The sequence below is a fragment of the Winogradskyella wichelsiae genome (genome assembly GCF_013403925.1).
GTDB lineage: Bacteria > Bacteroidota > Bacteroidia > Flavobacteriales > Flavobacteriaceae > Winogradskyella > Winogradskyella wichelsiae.
This window is the reverse complement of record NZ_JABFDJ010000002.1, coordinates 148,704-168,473: the sequence shown is the minus strand read 5'-3', so window position 1 is coordinate 168,473 and position 19,770 is coordinate 148,704. Positions and strand designations below refer to the sequence as shown.

Here is a 19,770-nt window from a genome sequence, read left to right as displayed (position 1 = left end):
CTATTTGGTACGGTGTTCTGAAATATATTTAGCTAAAACTTCAATAGAAACAAATACAGCTTTGCCTTCGTTTGGATCAGTTAATTTTATGCCATAATCCTTATCTAACATTACAATAAGTTCTAGAGCATCAATAGAATCTAATCCAAGGCCATCTCCAAACAATGCATCATCGTCAGCAATATCATCAACATTCAAATCTTCTAGATTTAATTGCTCGATGATACTTTCTTTAAGTTCTTTTTTTAATGCGTCCATTAATTTGTAGTATATATGTTTTTAATAATTTCTTTTGAATAATTTTGTGTTCCTTCTTTTGCTACAAGATACATAAATGCATCATATTTGTCTTTGTCTACATCAATCCAACCACATAAAACGTGACTGCTTTTTTTATTCTGAATTAAGCTAACTGTATATTGTTCTAAAAGCAATTCATTGAATTTGTCTGAAACAAAGAAAGCATTTTCTCCTTTAATTTGATGTTTAATACTTATCTCACCAATCATAATATTGGCTAAAGTATAAACAAATACTGCAGGACTCGGAAAATAATTAGCTTTATCATTAATAGTTTCTTGATACTTTCTATCGGTATCTAAGCTTGCTGATTTATTAGATAGTACAATACCAATATTTTCTTTAATGTGAGCATCTAAATCTGCTTTTTCAAAAAGAAATTCAGAAGCTAAAAATCCTAGTTTAGATAAGTTATCCATTTTAAAGAATTTAGGGTATGCAAAGGCTTTTTCTTTATACACTAGTTTTGCAAATTCAGAAAAAGTAAGTTGCGAATCTTTTTGAATAACTTCCTTTCCATTTATAGAAATAGAATGGTTTTTTATACGACAAAATGTTATGATATTTAGGTTTGTTTTCAAAGCGTCATTTTTTTAAAAAGAACAGCTGTATTGCAACCACCAAAACCAGAGGCTGTTTTTAGAAAGGTGTTAACCTCAGCTTTAATTGTATTCTTAATGATATTTAAAGGTATTGAAACACCCAATTCATCAAAACCTAGTGAACTATATAATAAATTGTTTTTTATGGAATGAATGCCAACAATAGCTTCTAGTAATCCTGAAGCACCTAAGGTGTGGCCGTAATAGCCTTTTAAACTATTTAAAGGTACATGTTCTAATTTTGCACGATTAAAAGCAATGGCTTCCATTTCATCATTAAATGCAGTAGCTGTTCCGTGAGCCGAAATATAATCGATAGTTTCAGGTTGAATTTTTGCTTCTTTTAAAGCCGAAAGAATACTTAAATATAAACCTTCACCAGTTCTTGAAGGTCCAGAAATATGATTAGCATCATTACAACTTCCGTCACCTATAATTTGAATGGCTTCCTTCTCTGTGTTTTTATTAGTAATGGCAACTGAAGCAGCGGCTTCGCCAATACTTATTCCTGTTCTATGTTTTGAAAACGGTTTGCAAGGTTTATCACTTATTGCCTGAAAGGATTGAAAGCCCGATAATGTAAATTCTGAAACAATATCTCCTCCAACCACAAAAGCATTATCATAATAATTATTTTGTATAAAACGTTTTGCAACAGCTATGGCCAATATACCTGAAACACAAGCGTTAGATATAATTATAGGTTCGGTTTTAAATCCAAAAAATTCTTGAATTTTTTTACCTAAAACAGGCAAATAAGCACGTTCTGGTTTAAAATTATTGTTGAGAGCATCAATATTACCTTTTGTAGTGGCAATTATTAAGGCTGTTTTATCGGATATGGTAAACGTAGATTGAGAAATGGTATCTTGTAATGACAAAATCATCATTTTCTCTAATTTTGTATACATTTTAGAATTTCCTAATGTGCTAAATGATTGATCTAGTTTTTTATTATTTATAATAGAAGCGTAACATGGTGAAGTGCTAAAATCACTATGCAAAATAATGCCAGAATGCTCTTTGGATATTTTAGCTAAATTAGCTTCTGAAGTAAATCCAAGAGGAGAAATAATTGAATTTGCAGTGATAAAAACGTCTTTCATATTAATTTATAAAAGATTATTTTTGGCTTTCCAAGCCTCAAAAAAGGGTGGAAGTGTTAGTGATAAATCATTATTATCATCTACAAAAACTTGAATAGTTTCTCCCGTACAAACCGTTTGTCCATCTTCATTTAAAATTTTATATCTAAATATAAGCTTTGCCGCATGTGTATTTATATAGGTGGTTTCTACAGTTACAATATCTCCATATCGTAGAGGTAGTTTATGTTCGCAACTCGATTTTATAATAGGGGATACATAGCCTTCTGCCTTTGTATCTAAATAAGAAATCCCATGCTTTCTTCCAAAAGCCTCACGCCCATCTTCAAAATAATGTAAATAATAGCCATGCCAAACAATACCTAGGGCATCTGTTTCATTAAAACGTACTCTAATAGTGTGCATGACTTTTAAGCTTGTTTCTAAAGTGTTATTTCTTTTTTTAGAAGTCATTTGAATTTAGTTTTTTAAGACTGTTTTCATTTGAGCTGTTACAATTACTTCACCATTTAATTTTGTTGTGCCTTGGACTAAAGTAACCCCCATAACTTCTTGTAAGATTTCAACTTCTGTTTCTATTTGCATATTTACTTTTGGAAGTTTTGTAATAGTTACACCTTTTATTGCTCCAATATAACCTTCTGGTGCGGGACTATTATTTATGTAAAAATGATAACCTGTATAAAGCGCTACAGTTTGTGCTATGTGTTCTATAAGTCCTGGCTCCGTTAAAAACCCATTTTGAACAAACATATTATCTTCAGGAATTGTTAGTCCAGAAACCACTTTAGATTCTTCAAAATATAAAAGTGAATCTACCATTACAATAGGCGCGCGTTGCGGAATTAATTTTTGAATGATGTTTTGATCCGTAATAGGTTCTTTAAGTAAATTCATGATGTGTTAATCTTTTAAATCGTTCCAGAAATCAAAATAATTAAACCATTGCAAGGGATATTTTTTTAGCATCCACTCTAGGCTTTCGGTATAAGATTTTAGCAATGCTATTTGATCACGCTTTTTAAAATCTGCAATTCTGGCATATAAATGATAACGCGTTGTCGTTTCTTTCATTACATATACAAAAATCACAGGGACTCTTAGTCGCGATCCTAAAAGAAAAGGGCCTGCTGGAAATAGTGCTTCTTGACCAAATAAATTATGTGCTAAGTATTTTGAAGGCTTTACATAACGATCTCCTGTAATGCAAATTATTTCATTTCGAGATAAGGCAGCATTTATTTCAAAGATATGCGATAAATCATCTTTAATGATTATAAATTTGATATTAGATTTTTTGGTTACACTTTCTAAATAAGCTTTAATATCTCCATGTTCGGCATCTGTTGTTAATAAACTAATGGTTACGTTTTCTTCTAATTCATTTAAAAAGTACTCAGCAATTTCAAAATTTCCAATGTGAGCGCTAATTAGAATACCTCCGTTTTTAGATTTTAAAACCGTATTAAGATGATCTATGCCGTCAAAATTATAAGTGAATTTATTTCTTAATCCAGAAGAAATAGCAATCTTATCTATAATCGTTTGTCCGAAAACAAAATAACTTTTATAGATGCTTATAACGCTTTTAAATCTTGAATATTGACGTCTTTTTCGGAAATAATAATATATAGACTTTGTACTATTTTTAGCGAAAAAGCAGAAATAGAAAGCTACAAAAATCAATACAAAATAAGCTGTACGTAAACCAAGCTTTTTAATACAAAAAACAAAAATTTTATATCCTAAGACCGAACCCCTAGACTTGCCTTCCCATTCCTTAGCCATTCAGTTTTAGTAAAATTTAGCTTAATTTATTTTCAATAAGATCATAGAAATCTTGAAGAGTTAGAATATTAATAAAATCTTCACCAACTAGTTTTACACTAAAATTAGCTTCAACAGCGACTACAAGATCAACAAAGTCTAAGCTATCTAATTCTAAAGCTTCTTTTAAATTGGCTTCAGGTGAAAGATCTTCTGCTTCAACTTCAAATTCGTCTATAAGAAAGTCGTTTATTTTTTCAATAATAACCTCTTTATTCATAACAGGGATTATAGTTTTTTTATTATTAGGGCTGAGTTTGTTCCTCCAAATCCGAAGGAATTGGACAAAAATACGTCAATTTTTTTATCTAGAGTTTTGCTAACTAAATTTAATTTAATCGCGTCTTCATCAGGGTTTTCTAGATTGATATTTGGTGCAATAAATGAATGTTGCATCATTAACATAGAATAGATCACTTCACTTGCTCCTGCCATCCAACACTCGTGGCCAGTCATAGATTTTGTGGAGCTTACATAAGGACCATCTTCTCCAAATACATCAAATATGGCTTTTGCTTCATTGGCATCACCAACAGGTGTTGAGGTGGCGTGTGCATTTACATAGTCGATACTGCTAATAGGTATATTGGCTTGCTCTATTGCTTTTTTCATGGCTCTAGAAGGGCCATCTACATTGGGTGTGGAAATATGTTCTCCATTTGATGAAAATCCGTAACCAATAACTTCTCCTAAAATTGGTGCGCCACGTTTTACCGCAGACTCATAACTTTCTAAAACAAGTGTTGCTCCACCACCACTTGGAATGAGGCCATCCCTGTTTTTATCGAAAGGTTTAGAGGCTTTTCCTGGTTGCTCTTCATTTGCAGAAAATACGCCTAGACCATCAAAACTACCCATAGCAAGTTCGTTAATCTCTTGAGCTCCACCACAGATGATACAATCTTGAAGTCCACTTTTTATAAGTTGATAAGCCATACCAATAGCATGAGAACCACTTGCACAGGCTGCACTAATAGTGAAATTGATACCTTTTAATTTAAAAATGGTAGACAAATTCATGGTAATCGTAGAATTCATTCCCTTAAAAATAGAACCAGAGCCTACTAAAGTCGTATCTTTTTTCTCTCTAATAATATCTACGGCTTCAATTACAGATTTAGCTGTACTATCGTTTCCGTAAAGAATACCAACTTCATTAGCGTCTAAAAATTCTTGTGTAATATTAGCGTTTTCTAAAGCTTCTATTGTTGCCATGTAAGCATAAGTGCCTTCTTCGCCTAAACTAATGCGTTGTCTTCTGGTTAATAGTTTTTTTAGTTGTGGCTCTTTCACCATACCTGTTAAGCAAGAGCGGTAACCAAAAGGTTTGCGTTTTTCATCAAAAACAATTCCTGAAGTTCCATTGTATAGCGATGTCTTTACTTCTTCTAAATTTTCGCCTATGCAAGAATATATTCCCATACCTGTTATTACAACTCTTCCCATTTGGTAGTTTTATTTAAGAGTAAACACCTCCATTTATATTAATAACTTCGCCTGTAATATAAGATGATTTTTTTGATGCTAAAAAAGAGACTAAATGTGCGACTTCTTCAGGATCTCCAAAACGATTTGCTGGGACTAATTTTTTAAGTTCCTTTTCATTTAAATCATTAGTCATATCTGTTTTAATAAATCCAGGAGCAACAGCATTTACCGTGATATTTCGTTTTGCTATTTCTTGAGCTAAAGCTTTCGTTGCAGCAATAACAGCGCCTTTTGCAGCAGAATAATTAGTTTGGCCAGGCGTACCTTTTAGGCCAGACAACGAAACTAAATTTATAATTCTACCATATTTTTGAACGAGCATTTTTTGGATTAAATGATTGGTAACATTAAAAAAGCCATTAAGACTCGTGTTAATCACGTTGTTCCAATCTTCGGGTTTCATCCACATAAAAAGGCCATCTTTTGTGATGCCTGCATTGTTAACAATGACCTCTATAATAGCATCTTTATTATGGTTTTGCCAATTGTCTAATGTTGATTGTACTTCTTCTATGTTTACAACATTAAAAGGTAATAATTCACCTGTTCCGCCTGCTTCTATTACAGCTTCTAAGGTGTTTAATGCCGCTTCTTTATTACTTTGGTAATTAATTAAAATATGATAATCCGAATCTTTTGCTAATTGTATACAAATTGATTTTCCTATGCCTCTAGAGCCACCTGTTATTAATGCGCACTTCATTATTTATATTCTTTTTTCCAAATTTTATATTCTACTTTTTTAATATTATTTAAAATATTATAAAAAGCTCCCATCCAATAATTTCTTAATCCAAATCCTCTAGGTATTCCTATTAATTCTTTGCTGTATATTATTTTCTTTGTTTTTGAATTGAAATATACCAAATTAACAACAGCATTTTTTCTGAATTTGTTTAATGCATTTACAATAAAAACCATAGAGACTTCGCTTTGAGAATTAATATCATAAGCAGTCACCATATCTTGTAATTTCTCTTCCGAAAAAGATTGAGGTGTTGTGTTGGTTACCAACTCATCTTCATCAGTAGAATTATTTATAGTTTCTACAGATTCAATTAAATAGACTACGTTTTCTTTTTTTAAATATTTGGCAACGTCATATTTTTCTGGTTCACTATAAAAAAAGTTATTCCACTTAGGGAAATAATCATTTTTTATAATCTCAGCATTTTTAAAATCTGAAGATGTTCCAACTAATTTACAGGCTGAAAAATCAATACCAATAAAATCAATAGTGTAATCCTTTTCTATAAAAACGTCTTTTAGTTCTTGTGCTTCAATATTTATGATGTTCTGAAAAAGAAGTAATAATACAATTAGTCTTATTTTCATTTTTAAATATTGTTTTCATGATTCATGATAAAGCCTTTCACTTTATTAACATAAGGATACATTATAACATCTTCTTTGAATGCAGGCACTAAATTTCTAATGGCTTCATACATTTTTTTAGTTTTTGAAGATACTTTGTCTTGTATTTCTAAGTATTCAATAGCTTGTATAATGGTTATCATTTCTATGGCAACAACTTCATATGTGTTTTCAATCACTTTTTTTGTGATTAAAGCAGCATTAGTTCCCATACTCACCACATCTTGATTGTCATTATTGTTAGGAATGCTATGCACATACATAGGGTTAGATAATGTTTGATTTTCTGCAGTAGTTGAGGTTGCTGTAAATTGTACGCCTTGCATTCCGAAATTTAATCCTAAAGTTCCAAGGTTAACAAAGGCAGGAAGAATATTATTAAGGCTAGGGTTCAGTAAATAATTTAATTGACGTTCTGCCAACATGCTCATTTTTGTAACCACTAATTTTAATTTATCCATTTCTAAGGATACATAATCTCCATGGAAGTTTCCACCGTGATAAACATTTTGCTTTTCTACATTAACAATAGGATTGTCGTTTGCAGAATTCACTTCTTCAATTAAAATGTTTTCAACGCTATCTAAAGTATCTAAAACAGGACCTAGAATTTGAGGAACACATCGTAACGAATAATATTCTTGTACTTTTTCTTCAAAAATTGTTACATTTTGTTCTTTATTATACAAGTAATCTTCACGCTTTCGGGTAAGCTTGCTATCGCTTAGATTAGCACGCATTTGCTCAGCGATTTTATGCTGCCCTTTGTGTCTTTTAGCATGGTTTAATTCTGCAGATAAATGATCGTCATAGGCTTCTACAATTTCATTAATAGCAGAAGAACAAAGTACGGTCCAATTTAATAATTGTCTCGTGTTAATTGTATTTACAATACCAACACCTGTCATTACAGAAGTACCATTCATTAAAGCGATACCTTCTCTTAAAACTACAGTTATTGGTCTTAAATTTTCAATTTCAAAAACCTCTTTTGTTGGTTTTAATTCATTTTTATAGAAAACTTCTCCCTCGCCGATTAATACGAGTGCTAAATGTGCTAGTTGCACTAAATCACCACTTGCTCCAACCCCTCCATGTTCATAAATTAAAGGAATTATGTTGCGGTTTATGAGCTTACTCATAAGTTCTACGACAGATTTATGTACACCAGAATTCCCTAGGGATAAAGTATTCAGTCTTGCGAGCATTGCAGCTTTCACATACTTAGGGTCAATAGGGTTTCCTGTACCAGAAGCATGACTTCGTATTAAATTATACTGTAATTTTATACGATCCGTATCTGCAATCTTATATTGAGCCATTGGTCCAAAACCGGTGTTAACACCATAAATGGTTTTGTTCTCAGAAAAATCTCTTAAAAAATTAAAACTATTTTCAATGGTTTGAAAAACAGTTTTATCTATTTCTAAAGGGTTATTTTCGAAAATGATTTTATAAAAATCTTCAACATTTAAGTTTCCTGTTAATTTTAGCATCTATATAAGTTGGTAATATTTAATAAAAATAATAGTTAAATAACGAAAAATGAAGTTATTTTGGGATGCAAATTTAGAATAATAAATGATTTATATACTATTAAGGATATGAGTGTTGAAAATGTTGATGTATTAATTATTGGAGCAGGGCCATCAGGTAGCGTTGCTGCATCATATTTACATAATAATGGTTTTAAAGTAAAAGTGGTTGAGAAAAATATTTTTCCAAGGTTTGTAATTGGTGAGAGCTTGTTACCGCGCTGTATGGATCATTTTGCTGAAGTTGGATTATTGGATTGTTTAAAAAAGCGAAATTATGAAGTAAAACAGGGAGCACGGTTTTTAAGAGGAGATGAGGTTTGTAATTTCGATTTTAGCAAAAAGCATACTAAAGGTTGGGATTGGACATGGCAAGTACCTAGAGCAGATTTTGACAAAACATTAACTGATGAGCTCTTATCTAAAGGTGTTGATATTGAATTTGAAGAAGAAGTTGTTGCTGTTAATTTTAATGATGATGGTTCTTCAGAAACGACTATCAAGAATAAATTAGGAGAAAATAGAACGGTACGTGCTAAATATATTATTGATTCTAGTGGTTATGGGCGTGTTTTGCCTCGTCTTTTAGATTTAGAAAAGGCCTCAGAGCTTTTAGATCAATCTTCGATATTTACACATGTAAAAGATGTCAACCGTCCTGAGGGTTGGGAAGGTACGCGTATTACTTTTGATGTTATTGATTTGAGAACTTGGTTGTGGGTTATTCCATTTTCTAATGGGATAACAAGTATAGGTTACGTTGGTTCTTCTGAGTTTTTAAACTCATTCAAAGGTAGTTCTTCTGATAAACTAAGAGAGATGTTGAAGCTTTCTAATTATTATAAAGAACGCTTTGAGGATGTTGAATTTCAATTTAAACCTATTGAGATTTCAGATTATTCTAAATCAGTAAAACAACTTTATGGTAATGGATATGTTTTAACTGGTAATAGTGCTGAATTTTTGGACCCAGTGTTTTCTTCTGGTGTAACATTTGCAACGGAATCGGCGTTGTTAGCTGCAAAATTGATTACTAAATCTCTTCAAGATGAAACAGTGGATTGGGAATTAGAATACTCTGATCACATGAAAAATGGAGTTGGTGTATTTGAAACCTATGTAAAGGAATGGTATACAGGGAATCTTCAGAAATTATTCTTTCATACGCCTGAAAACCCAGAAATAAAGAAACAGATTTGTTCCGTTTTGGCGGGGTATGTTTGGGATGAAACAAACCCTTTTGTAAAGAATCACCATAGGCTTGTTAAGGCTGTAGCTTATGTTATAGATATGGAAAAAGAAAAAAGTGAGTAGTTAAAATTTTAACTACTCACTTTATAATAATGTATTCAAATTTAATTTAGAAAGCTTTTTTCATAATTAATTTGGATAAGCTTTTTCCTGTTTTAGCAAAACCTTCACCTATACGATCCTCGTTGCTAAATGTCCCTCCAAATCTATTTCCAGGTGCATTTTTACTAGTGATTTTTAATACTACATTGTCCCTATTTGCTGTTTCAACAAATTTTAAAACTGTAGTTAGTTTAGCAGGTTGTCTCATTACCGCTGCATTCCATCCTGGGTATATCCATATAACCTCTACTATTAGAGTATATTTTGCTTTTGTAAGACCTTCTTCAAAAGAGACACCTTCATCTTCATATAAATCCCTATTCATAAGTTCTAGAAATTTAGGAGCATAAATGAGGTCTTTACTTGCTTCCCAACTTTTCTTCCAAGCTTTTCCTTTTCCTTTCCCTTTTTTTTCTAAATCTTCAGAATGTGCTTTTACGTATTCATCGTTAGTAAGCTCGTCTTTTAATAATGTTAAGTTGCTGTAGTCAAATTCAACATTGATTTCAGATTGCCCTTTGATGAAATCAAAATCGCCTTCTGTAACTTTCATTTTTTGAGCATAAATTAGAGTTGAAAATAACAAGATAAACGATAGAGTTAATGTGTTTTTCATATTTTATAATGTGATTGGTTATGAGTCAAATGTATTAAAATTTATTAAACAAGTTGTTTTTTTATATTGTACAAAGAACTTGCTTTATTTGTTTTCTGACCAATTCTAGTATAAATGACATACTTTTATGGACTCTATTCCTATTTTAGTAATTACATAATAGTCATAAATTTGCTAGTTTAATAACATATTACAACAACAGTTTCATGCCGTTTTCAAATAAATTTAGAATCAATCTTTGTTTTTTATGTGTTGCACTATTTTTTAATATTATAGTTGACGCTCAAGAGGTTCCTCCAATTCAAATATTTACTCCACAAGATTATAATGCAGAAGATCAGAATTGGGCAATATCTCAATCTGATGATAATTTTATTTATGTTGCTAATAATAAGGGTTTATTAGAATACGATGGTGCTTCGTGGAAACTTTATGCTTCACGAAATGAAGGTATTTTGAGGTCTGTAAAGGTTTCTGGTGATAAAATTTATTCTGGTGGATACATGGATTTTGGTTATTGGATAAAGGATAAGCAGGGTTTGTTAAAATATACTTCGTTAAGTAAAAGTGAAAATCTAATTATTAAAGAAGATGAAGAGTTTTGGGGTATAATAGTAGTTGATGGTTACGTTTTATTTCAATCTTTTGAGAGTATTTATATCTATAATACAGACGATGAAAGTTATGATGTTATTGATTCTAATTATAGAATTAACAAAATGTTTAAAGTAGATAATACTATCTATTTTCAAAAAACAGGTTATGGGATTTTTAAGATCGAAGATGGTAGAAAAATATTAGTTGTTTCGATAGATCAAATTGGGAATATTGAATTAATCAATGTTTTTAAGTCAGGTTTAGGGTTGTTGTTTCAAACAAAAGATAAAGGTTTTTATTATTATAAGGATGGAGTTTTAGAGCTGTGGAATAAAAATATTCAGGATACTTTTGCTCATTTAAGTGTGTATAGTAGTATTCGTTTAAAGGATGGAACTTTTATTTTAGGAACCATTGCTAATGGTATGCTTCATGTTGATCAAAATGGTAAAGAGCTCTTAAAACTAGATCAGTCTTTGGGCTTGTCTAATAATACGATTCTTTCGATTATGGAAGATAGTTTTGGTAATGTTTGGTTGGGTTTAGATAATGGCATTAATGTTATTAATTTAAAGTCACCATATAAGGTTTATACCGATAAGCAAGGGGTTTTAGGTGCGGTTTATACTGCAGCAAAAAAAGATGGGCTTTTATATTTAGGTACTAACCAGGGTTTGTTTTATAAACCTATAGATGTAAATGGTAAATTTACTTTTATAGAAGGAACAAAAGGGCAAGTCTGGAATTTATCTATTTTGAAGAATGAATTATTTTGTGGACATGATAAGGGGACATTTATTATAAATGGTACAGCTGTTCAGCAAGTTTCTAGTGAAATTGGTACCTGGATTATTAAAGAGGTAAAAGATTATCCCAATTTATTGGTTCAAGGAAATTACAAAGGAATAAATGTACTAGAGAAAGTAAATGGTACATGGCATTATAGAAATACAATTGAAGGATTTAATATTTCATCTAGATATATTGAGTTTCTTTCTTCAAGAGAACTATTAGTAAATCATGAATATAAAGGTGTTTATAAAGTAGAACTTGATACTGAATTGAGGGAGGTGCTCAATTATGAAAAGTTGCCCGTGAGCGCAGGGATTAAATCCAGTATTGTTGATTATGATAATCGCGTTTTATATAGTTATAAAGAGGGTGTTTTTGAATTCAAACGAGACCAACAAAAATTTGAAAAGGATACACTTTTAAGTGGTTTGTTGAATAATGATAATTATGTTTCAGGAAAACTATTTAGTGATGTTGAGAATAATCGGTTATGGGTTTTTTCTAAAAATGATATTACTTATGTTGAGCCAGGTAAATTTTCTAGTGATCCTAAAATTAATGTAATAGGTATATCTAACGAAGTCCGTAAGAGTAAATCTGGTTTCGAAAACATGTTGGACTTAGGAGATTATAATTACCTAATAGGCACAACCGAAGGTTATCTTACAGTTGATTTAAGTAAAATAGAGCATAGATCATTAGATATGCACTTAAATAATGTTCAGTATGGTAGTCATCCTAATGAATTAACAGCACTAGATTTAAAAAGTGATGAAGTTTTTAAAAATGAGACCAATAATGTAAAATTTCAGTATAGCATCACAAATTACAGTATGCTCTCTAATTCTAAATATCAATATAGGTTAATTGGTATTTATAATAAATGGAGTGACTGGTCTTCCAATTCTGAAGCCTTTTTTGAAAATTTACCTTATGGGGAATATACATTTCAAGCTAGGGCTTTATCAAATGGTATTCCTTCGGCTAATAATGTTTCTTTTTCTTTTGCTATAGATAAACCATGGTATTTTAAACCTCTAGCAATTATCTCTTACGTTGTTTTATCTATTCTAGTTTTGTATGTGCTGTACTTTTTTAATAAGAAACATTACAAAAAGGAGCAGCAAAAGCTTTTAGAAAAGAAAGAGAGACAGTTAAAATTAGAACAATTAGAGAACCAGCGTCAACTTATTCAATTTAAGAATACCAACCTCCAGTTAGATATAGAAAATAAGAACAGAGAACTTGGTATGGCAACCATGAATTTGGTAAAACGAAATGAATTGTTAAGCAATATTAAAGATGAATTGTCTAAGCGTAAATCATTAAACGAGGTTGATAATGTTATAAAACTAATTAATAGCAGTATCAATAACACTGGAGATTGGCAATTGTTTGAGGAAGCGTTCAATAATGTGGATAAGGATTTTATGAAGAAAATAAAAGCGCTTCACCCGTCTATTACAGCAAGTGACTTAAGACTATGTGCATACCTTAGGCTAAATCTTTCTTCTAAAGAAATAGCACCTCTTCTTAATATCTCTCATAAAAGCGTTGAGGTGAAGCGCTATCGTTTGCGTAAAAAATTAGAATTAGATCATGATCATAGCTTATCAAGCTATATTATTGAATTGTAACACCTATACAGATGTCGTTTTTACCTATACATTACCTATACAAATGCTATAAATCAGTATATTGAGAGTACTGTATTAAATTATATTATTAGTTAATAAATAATAGAGATACCTTAAAATAAGGCTATAAATAATGTGATATCATTATTTATAGCCTTATTTTTTTTGTTTGTATGTTTTTTGTAGTGTTTGGTTTTAAGATAACATTAAGAATTTGTTATAATTTGCATATTCTAAATTAAGAACTATGAAAATAAAACTTTTCGCGCTCTTTGCTTTCATTTTATCAATGGCAGTAAATGGACAAAATGTAGATGTTTCGGGAACGGTTACTGAAGAAGCTTCAGGACAACCTCTTCCAGGTGTAAACATTATCCTTAAGAATACTTCGAAAGGAACAACAACTAATTTCGATGGTAATTTCACTCTAACTGATTTGCCTTTAAATTCAACTTTAGTCATTTCTTATATTGGGTTTATCCAACAAGAAATTACTATTAAAAACAATGAATCATTAAACATCATTCTAATAGAGGATACGGAATCTCTTAGTGAAGTGGTAGTAATTGGGTATGGGACACAGAAAGTAACTAATGTTTCTGGTGCTATATCGACAGTGAAGTCAGAGTCAATTGAGAAACTTAAACCAACAAGGGTTGAAGAGGCGCTTCAAGGTAGTGCTTCTGGTGTTTCAGTTATACAAAGTGGTGCTCCCGGTAGTACACCAACGGTATTGGTTAGAGGTATTCCATCATTTTCTGGTGCGCAGCCTATTGTTATTATAGATGGTTCACCTCAAACATTAGGTGATTTAAATTCTATAAACCCTGCAGATATAGAGTCAATGTCTATTTTAAAAGATGCGGCATCTACAGCTATTTATGGAGTTAAAGGAGGGAATGGTGTAATTGTGGTGACTACCAAATCAGGTAGAAAGAATCAAAAGGTTGAGTTTTCATTTAATACTTACACAGGGATTCAATCTGTAGATAGAAAATTAGGCCTTTTAAATGCTTCTGAATATGGGGCATTAATAAATGAAGGTAGTGTAGTTGCTGGCGGAGATCTTATTTTTCCTGATCTTTCAGTTTTAGGTAAAGGTACCGATTGGCAAGATGAGATTTTTAAAGATGCAGCAATAACTTCTTATGCGCTTTCTGCTAGAGGGGGCTCAGAAAAAGTGAGTTACTTTTTATCGACAGGTTATGTCAGTCAAGATGGTATAGTAGGTGGTGAGGATAAGTCTAATTTTAATAGATTAAACTTTACTGCAAATATAGATTTTCAATTGACTTCTAAATTAAAATTTATTCTTAATGCTAGTTATGCAAACATCAAGAGTCAGTCAATTGCAGAGAATTCATTCAACTCAATATTAGGGAATGCTATTAATTTTGACCCAACAGTAACACCATATAATACAGATTCAAATGATTTTGCAACCTATGGGTATAGTAACTTATTATTGTCTGAAATATTTAATCCTGTTCAGAGATTAGAGGATACTTACAATGAGAGTAATGGGAATAAATTATACGGTAAATTTGAATTACAATATGACGTGCTTAAAAACCTTAAAGTAACGTCTCGTTTTGGATATACAAAATGGGATGCAGTAGGTAAAAGCTTTACCCCATTAGCCTATTATGGGCCAAATAATGTTTCAAGTGATTATAATTCGGATGGAACAGTTAAATCAGATACAGTTCTTAATGATGATGGCACAACAAGTATTATCCCAACTTTTCATAATAGCGTTTCAGAAACTTCAGATTCTAGTTTTAATTATACTTGGGAGAATTTTTTTAACTATAATGTAAGTCTAAATGAAAAGCATAATTTTGATTTAGTATTAGGGATCTCTACAAGTAAAACAACTGGTGAAGGTTTTGGTGCAACAAGACAAGATGTAAGAGATAATTCATGGGCTTGGGCAGATGTATATTCTGCTACGGGTATCAATTCTGATATAAATACAGATGCTTATACAGGATATAGCTACCAAAATTTAGAACGTAGAAACTTATCTTATTTCGGTAGGGTTAATTATGATTATGAAGATACTTATTTAGCTTCATTTTCTGCAAGACGAGATGGTTCAATAGCTTTTGGTGATGATAATAAGTTTGCTAACTTTTATGCGGGTTCTTTAGGTTGGGTAATTAGTAATGAAGACTTCTTTGATTTTGATGCCATTAATTTTATGAAAATTAGAGGTAGTGTGGGTACTGTAGGTAATGAAGAAGTAGATCCTCAATATGTGCAAATTACTGTTGGTGGACCGAGTTATAATTCTACGGCTAATAGTAACGGATATACTTTTGGAGACGAATTTGTTTCAGGAGCTACTGTAAATTCATTTAGCAATCCAACATTAGCATGGGAAGAGCAATTACAATATAATATTGGGTTTGATGTAACTTTTCTTAATAATAACTTTTCTCTTACTGCAGATTATTTTACTAAGACAGTTGATGGATTATTATTTATTGATGCACCATCGCTTTATGCTGGTACATCAGAGCCTGTGGCATCAAATATTGGTAGTACAGAAAGTAATGGTTTTGAATTTATTTTATCTTATACCAATTATGGGGCTAAAGAATTTAAGGTGAATACCTCTGTAACTTTTACAACATCTAAAAATGAAGTGACAGAAACTAATAGTGACGGAACTGCATTTGTTTCAGGTGGGTCTTATTTTAATGGTCAGTCTCAAGATGTTACACGTTTTGAAAAAGGGTTTACACCTGGATATTTCTACGGCTACGAAACTAATGGATTATTTCAAAATCAATCAGAAATTGAAGCACATGCAACTCAGATAGGAGCAGTGGCAGGAGATATCCGTTTTGTAGATACAAATAACGATGGAGTCATTGACGATGACGATAAAACAAAAATTGGAGATCCTTTTCCAACGTTTACTGTTGGATGGAACCTAGGTTTTGAATATAAAAACTTCGATTTAAGCATGTTTACATACGCTTCAGTTGGTAACGATATTTTTAGAGCTTACGAACGTAATGCGCAATATACAAATAGAGAAAGAAGCATTTTAAATAGATGGACAGGTGAGGGGACTACTAATGATGCTAATAATGCACGTTTTACTTTTGAAGATACCAATAGTAATATTCGACCTTCTGATAGATATGTGGAAGACGGAAGTTTTATTAAAATTAAAAGTTTGATGCTTGGGTATACTTTACCAGAGGAGTTAAACATATTTTTTAGTAAAGTGCGTATTTATGCACAAGCTAAAAACTTATTAACGCTTACAGAATACACAGGTTATGATCCTGAAATATCTGGTGGAATTTTAGATACGGGTATTGATCGAGGTGCTTATCCACAAGCGAGAACGTTTTTGTTAGGTTTAGATCTTAAATTTTAACATCCAAAATAATATAATAGTATGAAAAATATAAAAAATAGTATTGGGTTAGTAATCATACTTACAATCTTTATGGGTTGTTCAGATGTGGTTGATTTTGATCCGCATGACGAGTATCAAGTAACAGAGTTTGATTACTTACAGACAGAATCAGATTATAGAACAATGGCTGTTAGTTGTTATACACCAACACAATGGTTAAACGGAGTCATCGTATTGGGGGATCTTGCTTCAGATAATTCTGTAGCTGGTGGTGAAAACGCATCAGATATTGTCTCTTTACAGCAAGTTGATGATTATCAGATTTTACCAAACAATAGTACAATTGAAGATTTATGGCAATCTGCTTACGAAGGTGTGAACAGAACCAATTATTTAATAGATTATAGAGATGTTAACATTGCAGGTGATATCATTGATTTTGATGGTAAAGAAGCCTTATATGGAGAGGTTCACTTCTTAAGAGCTTTTTACTACTTTAATTTAGTTAAAATGTTCGGTGATGTTGTTTTATTTACGGATTACAAATTAGGACTTACAGATTTCGGTACATTGCAAAGATCACCTAAAGAAGACGTCTATGCTCAAATGGAAATCGATTTACTTCAAGCCATTGATGTGTTGCCAACGGCACAATCTCAAGAAGGTAGAATTACTAAATATGCTGCTCAAGCATTATTAGGAAAAATATATTTATATCAAGAGAAATTTGAAGAAGCAGTTCCTGTTCTTCAGAATGTGGTAGATGGTCCATTTAGTTTAGTATCAAGTATGGATGATATCTTTTTGCCAGAAGGTGAAAATGGTTCAGAATCTGTTTATGAAGTACAATATTCTAACGGACAGCCATATTATAATTGGGATGGTCAAACAAGAGGGCAAGGAAATTATGCTGTTCAGCAATGTGGTGTTAGAGGTTTTAATGGTACAGCAGCAATGCCTTACAACTCAGGTTGGAGTACCAATTTGCCGACTCAAGACCTCGCATTAGCTTACGAAGATGGTGACCAAAGAAAAGAAGCCACAACTTTCGATGTTGAAGCTTACGCAGCTAATAACCCAAGTCTAAATGTAAGTTATCAAGTAGCTCCTTACAAAAATACAGGTTTATATAATAAAAAATATTTACCAAGAAAAGGACAAACAAGCGGTCAAGTAGAATTAAATTACGATAATAACCAACGTACCATCCGTTATTCTGAAGTATTATTAATGGCAGCAGAAGCAAATTTAAGAGCTGCATCTGCCAATCAATCTCTGGCACAAACTTATTTAGATATGGTGCGTGATAGAGCTTTTGGCGATCAAGATCATAGAGTTACTGCAACAGTTCAATCAATATGGGATGAAAGACGTTTAGAACTTGGAATGGAAGGTGACCGTTTTTTCGATTTAGTTAGAACGGGTCAAGTAGATAGTGTGTTAGGTGGTTTAGGTTACAATCCTGCTACAAATGGACTTTTCCCAATTCCTCAGAGAGAAATAGAAATTTCGGGCTTATCTCAAAACGATGGATACTAAAAAATAAAACTTATGAAAATATTAAAACACACATTAAGATTATGTCTTTTAGTAATGGTTTTTTACGGCTGTACTGAAGATAATGTAGATACAGCATTTGCAGATGGACTAGAAGCACCAACAGATATTTCGGCTCTAGTTATGGTAACACAAGATAATACAGGTTTGGTAACTATTACACCCTCGGGTAACGGAGTTACAGGATATGTTTTTGATTTTGGTGATGGGTCAGAGCTTTCTAATTCTGTTCAACCAGGAAGTAGTATTGAGCATACTTATGCAGAAGGAAATTATGAGTTTAATATAATTGCTTCTAATTTAAATGGGTTAAGTACTGTATTCACAGAGGCTGTGGTTGTATCTTTTCAAGCACCAGAAAACTTAGTAGTAACTATAACTAATGACCCTGCAATTTCTAAAGCTGTAAATATTGCAGCTCAAGCAGACTTTGCAACCTATTACGCAGTGTCATTTGGAGAGGAAGAAACAGCAGAGCCAACTATATTTAATAGTGGTGATGTTATTTCATATACGTATCAACAAGCTGGTATTTATACCATAAATGTTGAAGCTTTTAGTGGTGCAATTGCAACATTAAGTTATACTGAAGATTTCGAAGCTGTAGAGATTGTACAACCATTAAGTTCTGCGCCCGATCAGCCATCGCGATTAGAAGAAGATGTAATTTCGGTTTTCAGCGGTATTTATACTGATATTGAAGGTGTAGATTTTAATCCAAATTGGGGTCAGTCAACAACGTATAATTTATTTGATTTAGCAGGAGATGAAATGCTTCAATATGCAAATTTAAATTATCAAGGAATTGATTTGTCAGGAACAATTGATGCGTCTCAAATGGAATATTTGCATATTGATGTTTGGACAGCAGATGAAAATAATGCAAGTATATCACCTATCACTTCTGGACCAGATGATACATCAAATGAAACGGCATACGAATTAGAGCTAACGGCTCAGCAATGGACGTCTTTCGATATTCCTTTGTCAGCTTTTACCGATCAAAATCCATTATTAGATTTTAGTGCTCTTTTTCAATTAAAACTTGAAGGCGTACCAAATGGAGGTGCAATTTTTGTAGATAATTTATATCTATACAAAGAAAGTGATGAGTCTGTACCAGATGTTTCACCAATTAATTTTGAAGAAGAATCAGGACTCAATTTTACTTTAAGTAGTTTTGATGGTGGTGCAATATCTGTTGTAGGTAATCCAGATTTAAATGGTAACTCTTCAGCTATGGTAGCAGAAATGATAAAAGGAGCCGGTCAAACTTGGGCAGGTTCTAAAATAAATGTTCCAACACCTTTTCAAGTTATTGGTACTTCTGTAATTACAGTTAAAGTATGGTCACCTCGTGCAGGCTTAAATTTATTATTAAAAATGGAAGACAATACAGCATGGCCAAATACGATTGAGACATCAGAGATTACTGCAACAACGACTGTTGCTAACCAATGGGAAACTTTAACGTTCGATTTTGCAGGAATTGATACTTCAGTAGATTGGCATAATCTTGTATTAATTATGGATAACGGAACAGCAGGTGATGGGTCTTCAGACTATACAATCTACGTTGATGATATTACAATAAATTAAAATTTTAA

At 31.9% G+C, this 19,770-nt stretch carries 17 protein-coding genes; 5 read left to right on the top strand and 12 right to left on the bottom strand.

Translation table 11 applies throughout. The annotated features are described in order from the left end of the window. Genes HM985_RS04385 through HM985_RS04335 form a run of 11 tightly spaced genes read right to left on the bottom strand, consistent with a single transcriptional unit; the run spans position 1 to position 8,193 of the window. On the bottom strand, positions 1 to 258 hold the full coding sequence (locus HM985_RS04385; RefSeq protein WP_179375090.1) for a phosphopantetheine-binding protein: 258 nt from the start codon (positions 256 to 258) through the stop codon (positions 1 to 3). Beyond that, positions 258 to 881, bottom strand: a complete 624-nt coding sequence (locus tag HM985_RS04380) for a 3-oxoacyl-ACP synthase (RefSeq protein WP_179375089.1) — start codon at positions 879 to 881, stop codon at positions 258 to 260. Before HM985_RS04380 ends, HM985_RS04385 begins: the two co-directional genes overlap by 1 nt. After that, positions 878 to 2,008 (bottom strand): beta-ketoacyl-[acyl-carrier-protein] synthase family protein, encoded by a 1,131-nt coding sequence (locus tag HM985_RS04375; RefSeq protein WP_179375088.1) that lies wholly within the window; start codon positions 2,006 to 2,008, stop codon positions 878 to 880. The genes HM985_RS04380 and HM985_RS04375 overlap by 4 nt, the downstream gene beginning before the upstream one ends. 6 nt (positions 2,009 to 2,014) lie before the next feature. Further along, positions 2,015 to 2,461, bottom strand: coding sequence for an acyl-CoA thioesterase (locus HM985_RS04370; protein ID WP_179375087.1), 447 nt, complete (start codon positions 2,459 to 2,461; stop codon positions 2,015 to 2,017). 6 nt (positions 2,462 to 2,467) lie between these two features. Beyond that, positions 2,468 to 2,905 carry a hypothetical protein gene (locus HM985_RS04365; RefSeq protein WP_179375086.1) on the bottom strand — a complete coding sequence of 146 codons (438 nt, stop codon included), beginning with the start codon at positions 2,903 to 2,905 and terminating at the stop codon, positions 2,468 to 2,470. Positions 2,906 to 2,911: 6 nt separating this feature from the next. Continuing rightward, positions 2,912 to 3,796, bottom strand: coding sequence for an LpxL/LpxP family acyltransferase (locus tag HM985_RS04360; protein ID WP_179375085.1), 885 nt, complete (start codon positions 3,794 to 3,796; stop codon positions 2,912 to 2,914). A 16-nt stretch (positions 3,797 to 3,812) separates the two neighbouring features. After that, positions 3,813 to 4,055 carry a phosphopantetheine-binding protein gene (locus tag HM985_RS04355; protein ID WP_179375084.1) on the bottom strand — a complete coding sequence of 81 codons (243 nt, stop codon included), beginning with the start codon at positions 4,053 to 4,055 and terminating at the stop codon, positions 3,813 to 3,815. Between the two features lie 8 nt (positions 4,056 to 4,063). Then, positions 4,064 to 5,281: a beta-ketoacyl-[acyl-carrier-protein] synthase family protein gene (locus HM985_RS04350; protein ID WP_179375083.1), complete on the bottom strand. Its 1,218-nt coding sequence runs from the start codon at positions 5,279 to 5,281 to the stop codon at positions 4,064 to 4,066. 13 nt (positions 5,282 to 5,294) lie between these two features. Next, the gene (fabG, locus tag HM985_RS04345; protein ID WP_179375082.1) at positions 5,295 to 6,026 is read right to left on the bottom strand and encodes a 3-oxoacyl-ACP reductase FabG; all 732 of its coding nucleotides are present in this window, start codon (positions 6,024 to 6,026) and stop codon (positions 5,295 to 5,297) included. Beyond that, entirely contained in the window at positions 6,026 to 6,658 is a 633-nt protein-coding gene (locus HM985_RS04340; protein WP_179375081.1) for a hypothetical protein, read from the bottom strand. The genes fabG and HM985_RS04340 overlap by 1 nt, the downstream gene beginning before the upstream one ends. A gap of 2 nt (positions 6,659 to 6,660) precedes the next feature. Then, positions 6,661 to 8,193 carry an HAL/PAL/TAL family ammonia-lyase gene (locus HM985_RS04335; RefSeq protein ID WP_179375080.1) on the bottom strand — a complete coding sequence of 511 codons (1,533 nt, stop codon included), beginning with the start codon at positions 8,191 to 8,193 and terminating at the stop codon, positions 6,661 to 6,663. Between the two features lie 108 nt (positions 8,194 to 8,301). Between HM985_RS04335 and HM985_RS04330 the strand changes: the two genes are divergently transcribed. Further along, positions 8,302 to 9,546, top strand: a complete 1,245-nt coding sequence (locus HM985_RS04330; protein ID WP_179375079.1) for an NAD(P)/FAD-dependent oxidoreductase — start codon at positions 8,302 to 8,304, stop codon at positions 9,544 to 9,546. Between the two features lie 46 nt (positions 9,547 to 9,592). Here the strand turns inward: HM985_RS04330 and HM985_RS04325 are convergent, their stop codons facing one another. Next, positions 9,593 to 10,201 (bottom strand): hypothetical protein, encoded by a 609-nt coding sequence (locus HM985_RS04325; protein WP_179375078.1) that lies wholly within the window; start codon positions 10,199 to 10,201, stop codon positions 9,593 to 9,595. 206 nt (positions 10,202 to 10,407) lie between these two features. Between HM985_RS04325 and HM985_RS04320 the strand changes: the two genes are divergently transcribed. The 4 genes from HM985_RS04320 (at position 10,408) to HM985_RS04305 (ending at position 19,762) form a co-directional block, all read left to right on the top strand. Further along, positions 10,408 to 13,227, top strand: a complete 2,820-nt coding sequence (locus HM985_RS04320; protein WP_179375077.1) for a triple tyrosine motif-containing protein — start codon at positions 10,408 to 10,410, stop codon at positions 13,225 to 13,227. Between the two features lie 247 nt (positions 13,228 to 13,474). Then, positions 13,475 to 16,624 (top strand): SusC/RagA family TonB-linked outer membrane protein, encoded by a 3,150-nt coding sequence (locus HM985_RS04315; RefSeq protein ID WP_179375076.1) that lies wholly within the window; start codon positions 13,475 to 13,477, stop codon positions 16,622 to 16,624. Between the two features lie 21 nt (positions 16,625 to 16,645). Continuing rightward, on the top strand, positions 16,646 to 18,145 hold the full coding sequence (locus tag HM985_RS04310; protein ID WP_179375075.1) for a RagB/SusD family nutrient uptake outer membrane protein: 1,500 nt from the start codon (positions 16,646 to 16,648) through the stop codon (positions 18,143 to 18,145). 12 nt (positions 18,146 to 18,157) lie between these two features. Then, a complete protein-coding gene (locus tag HM985_RS04305) occupies positions 18,158 to 19,762 on the top strand; it encodes a hypothetical protein (protein WP_179375074.1) in 1,605 nt (534 codons plus the stop codon). Positions 19,763 to 19,770 lie beyond the last annotated feature (8 nt).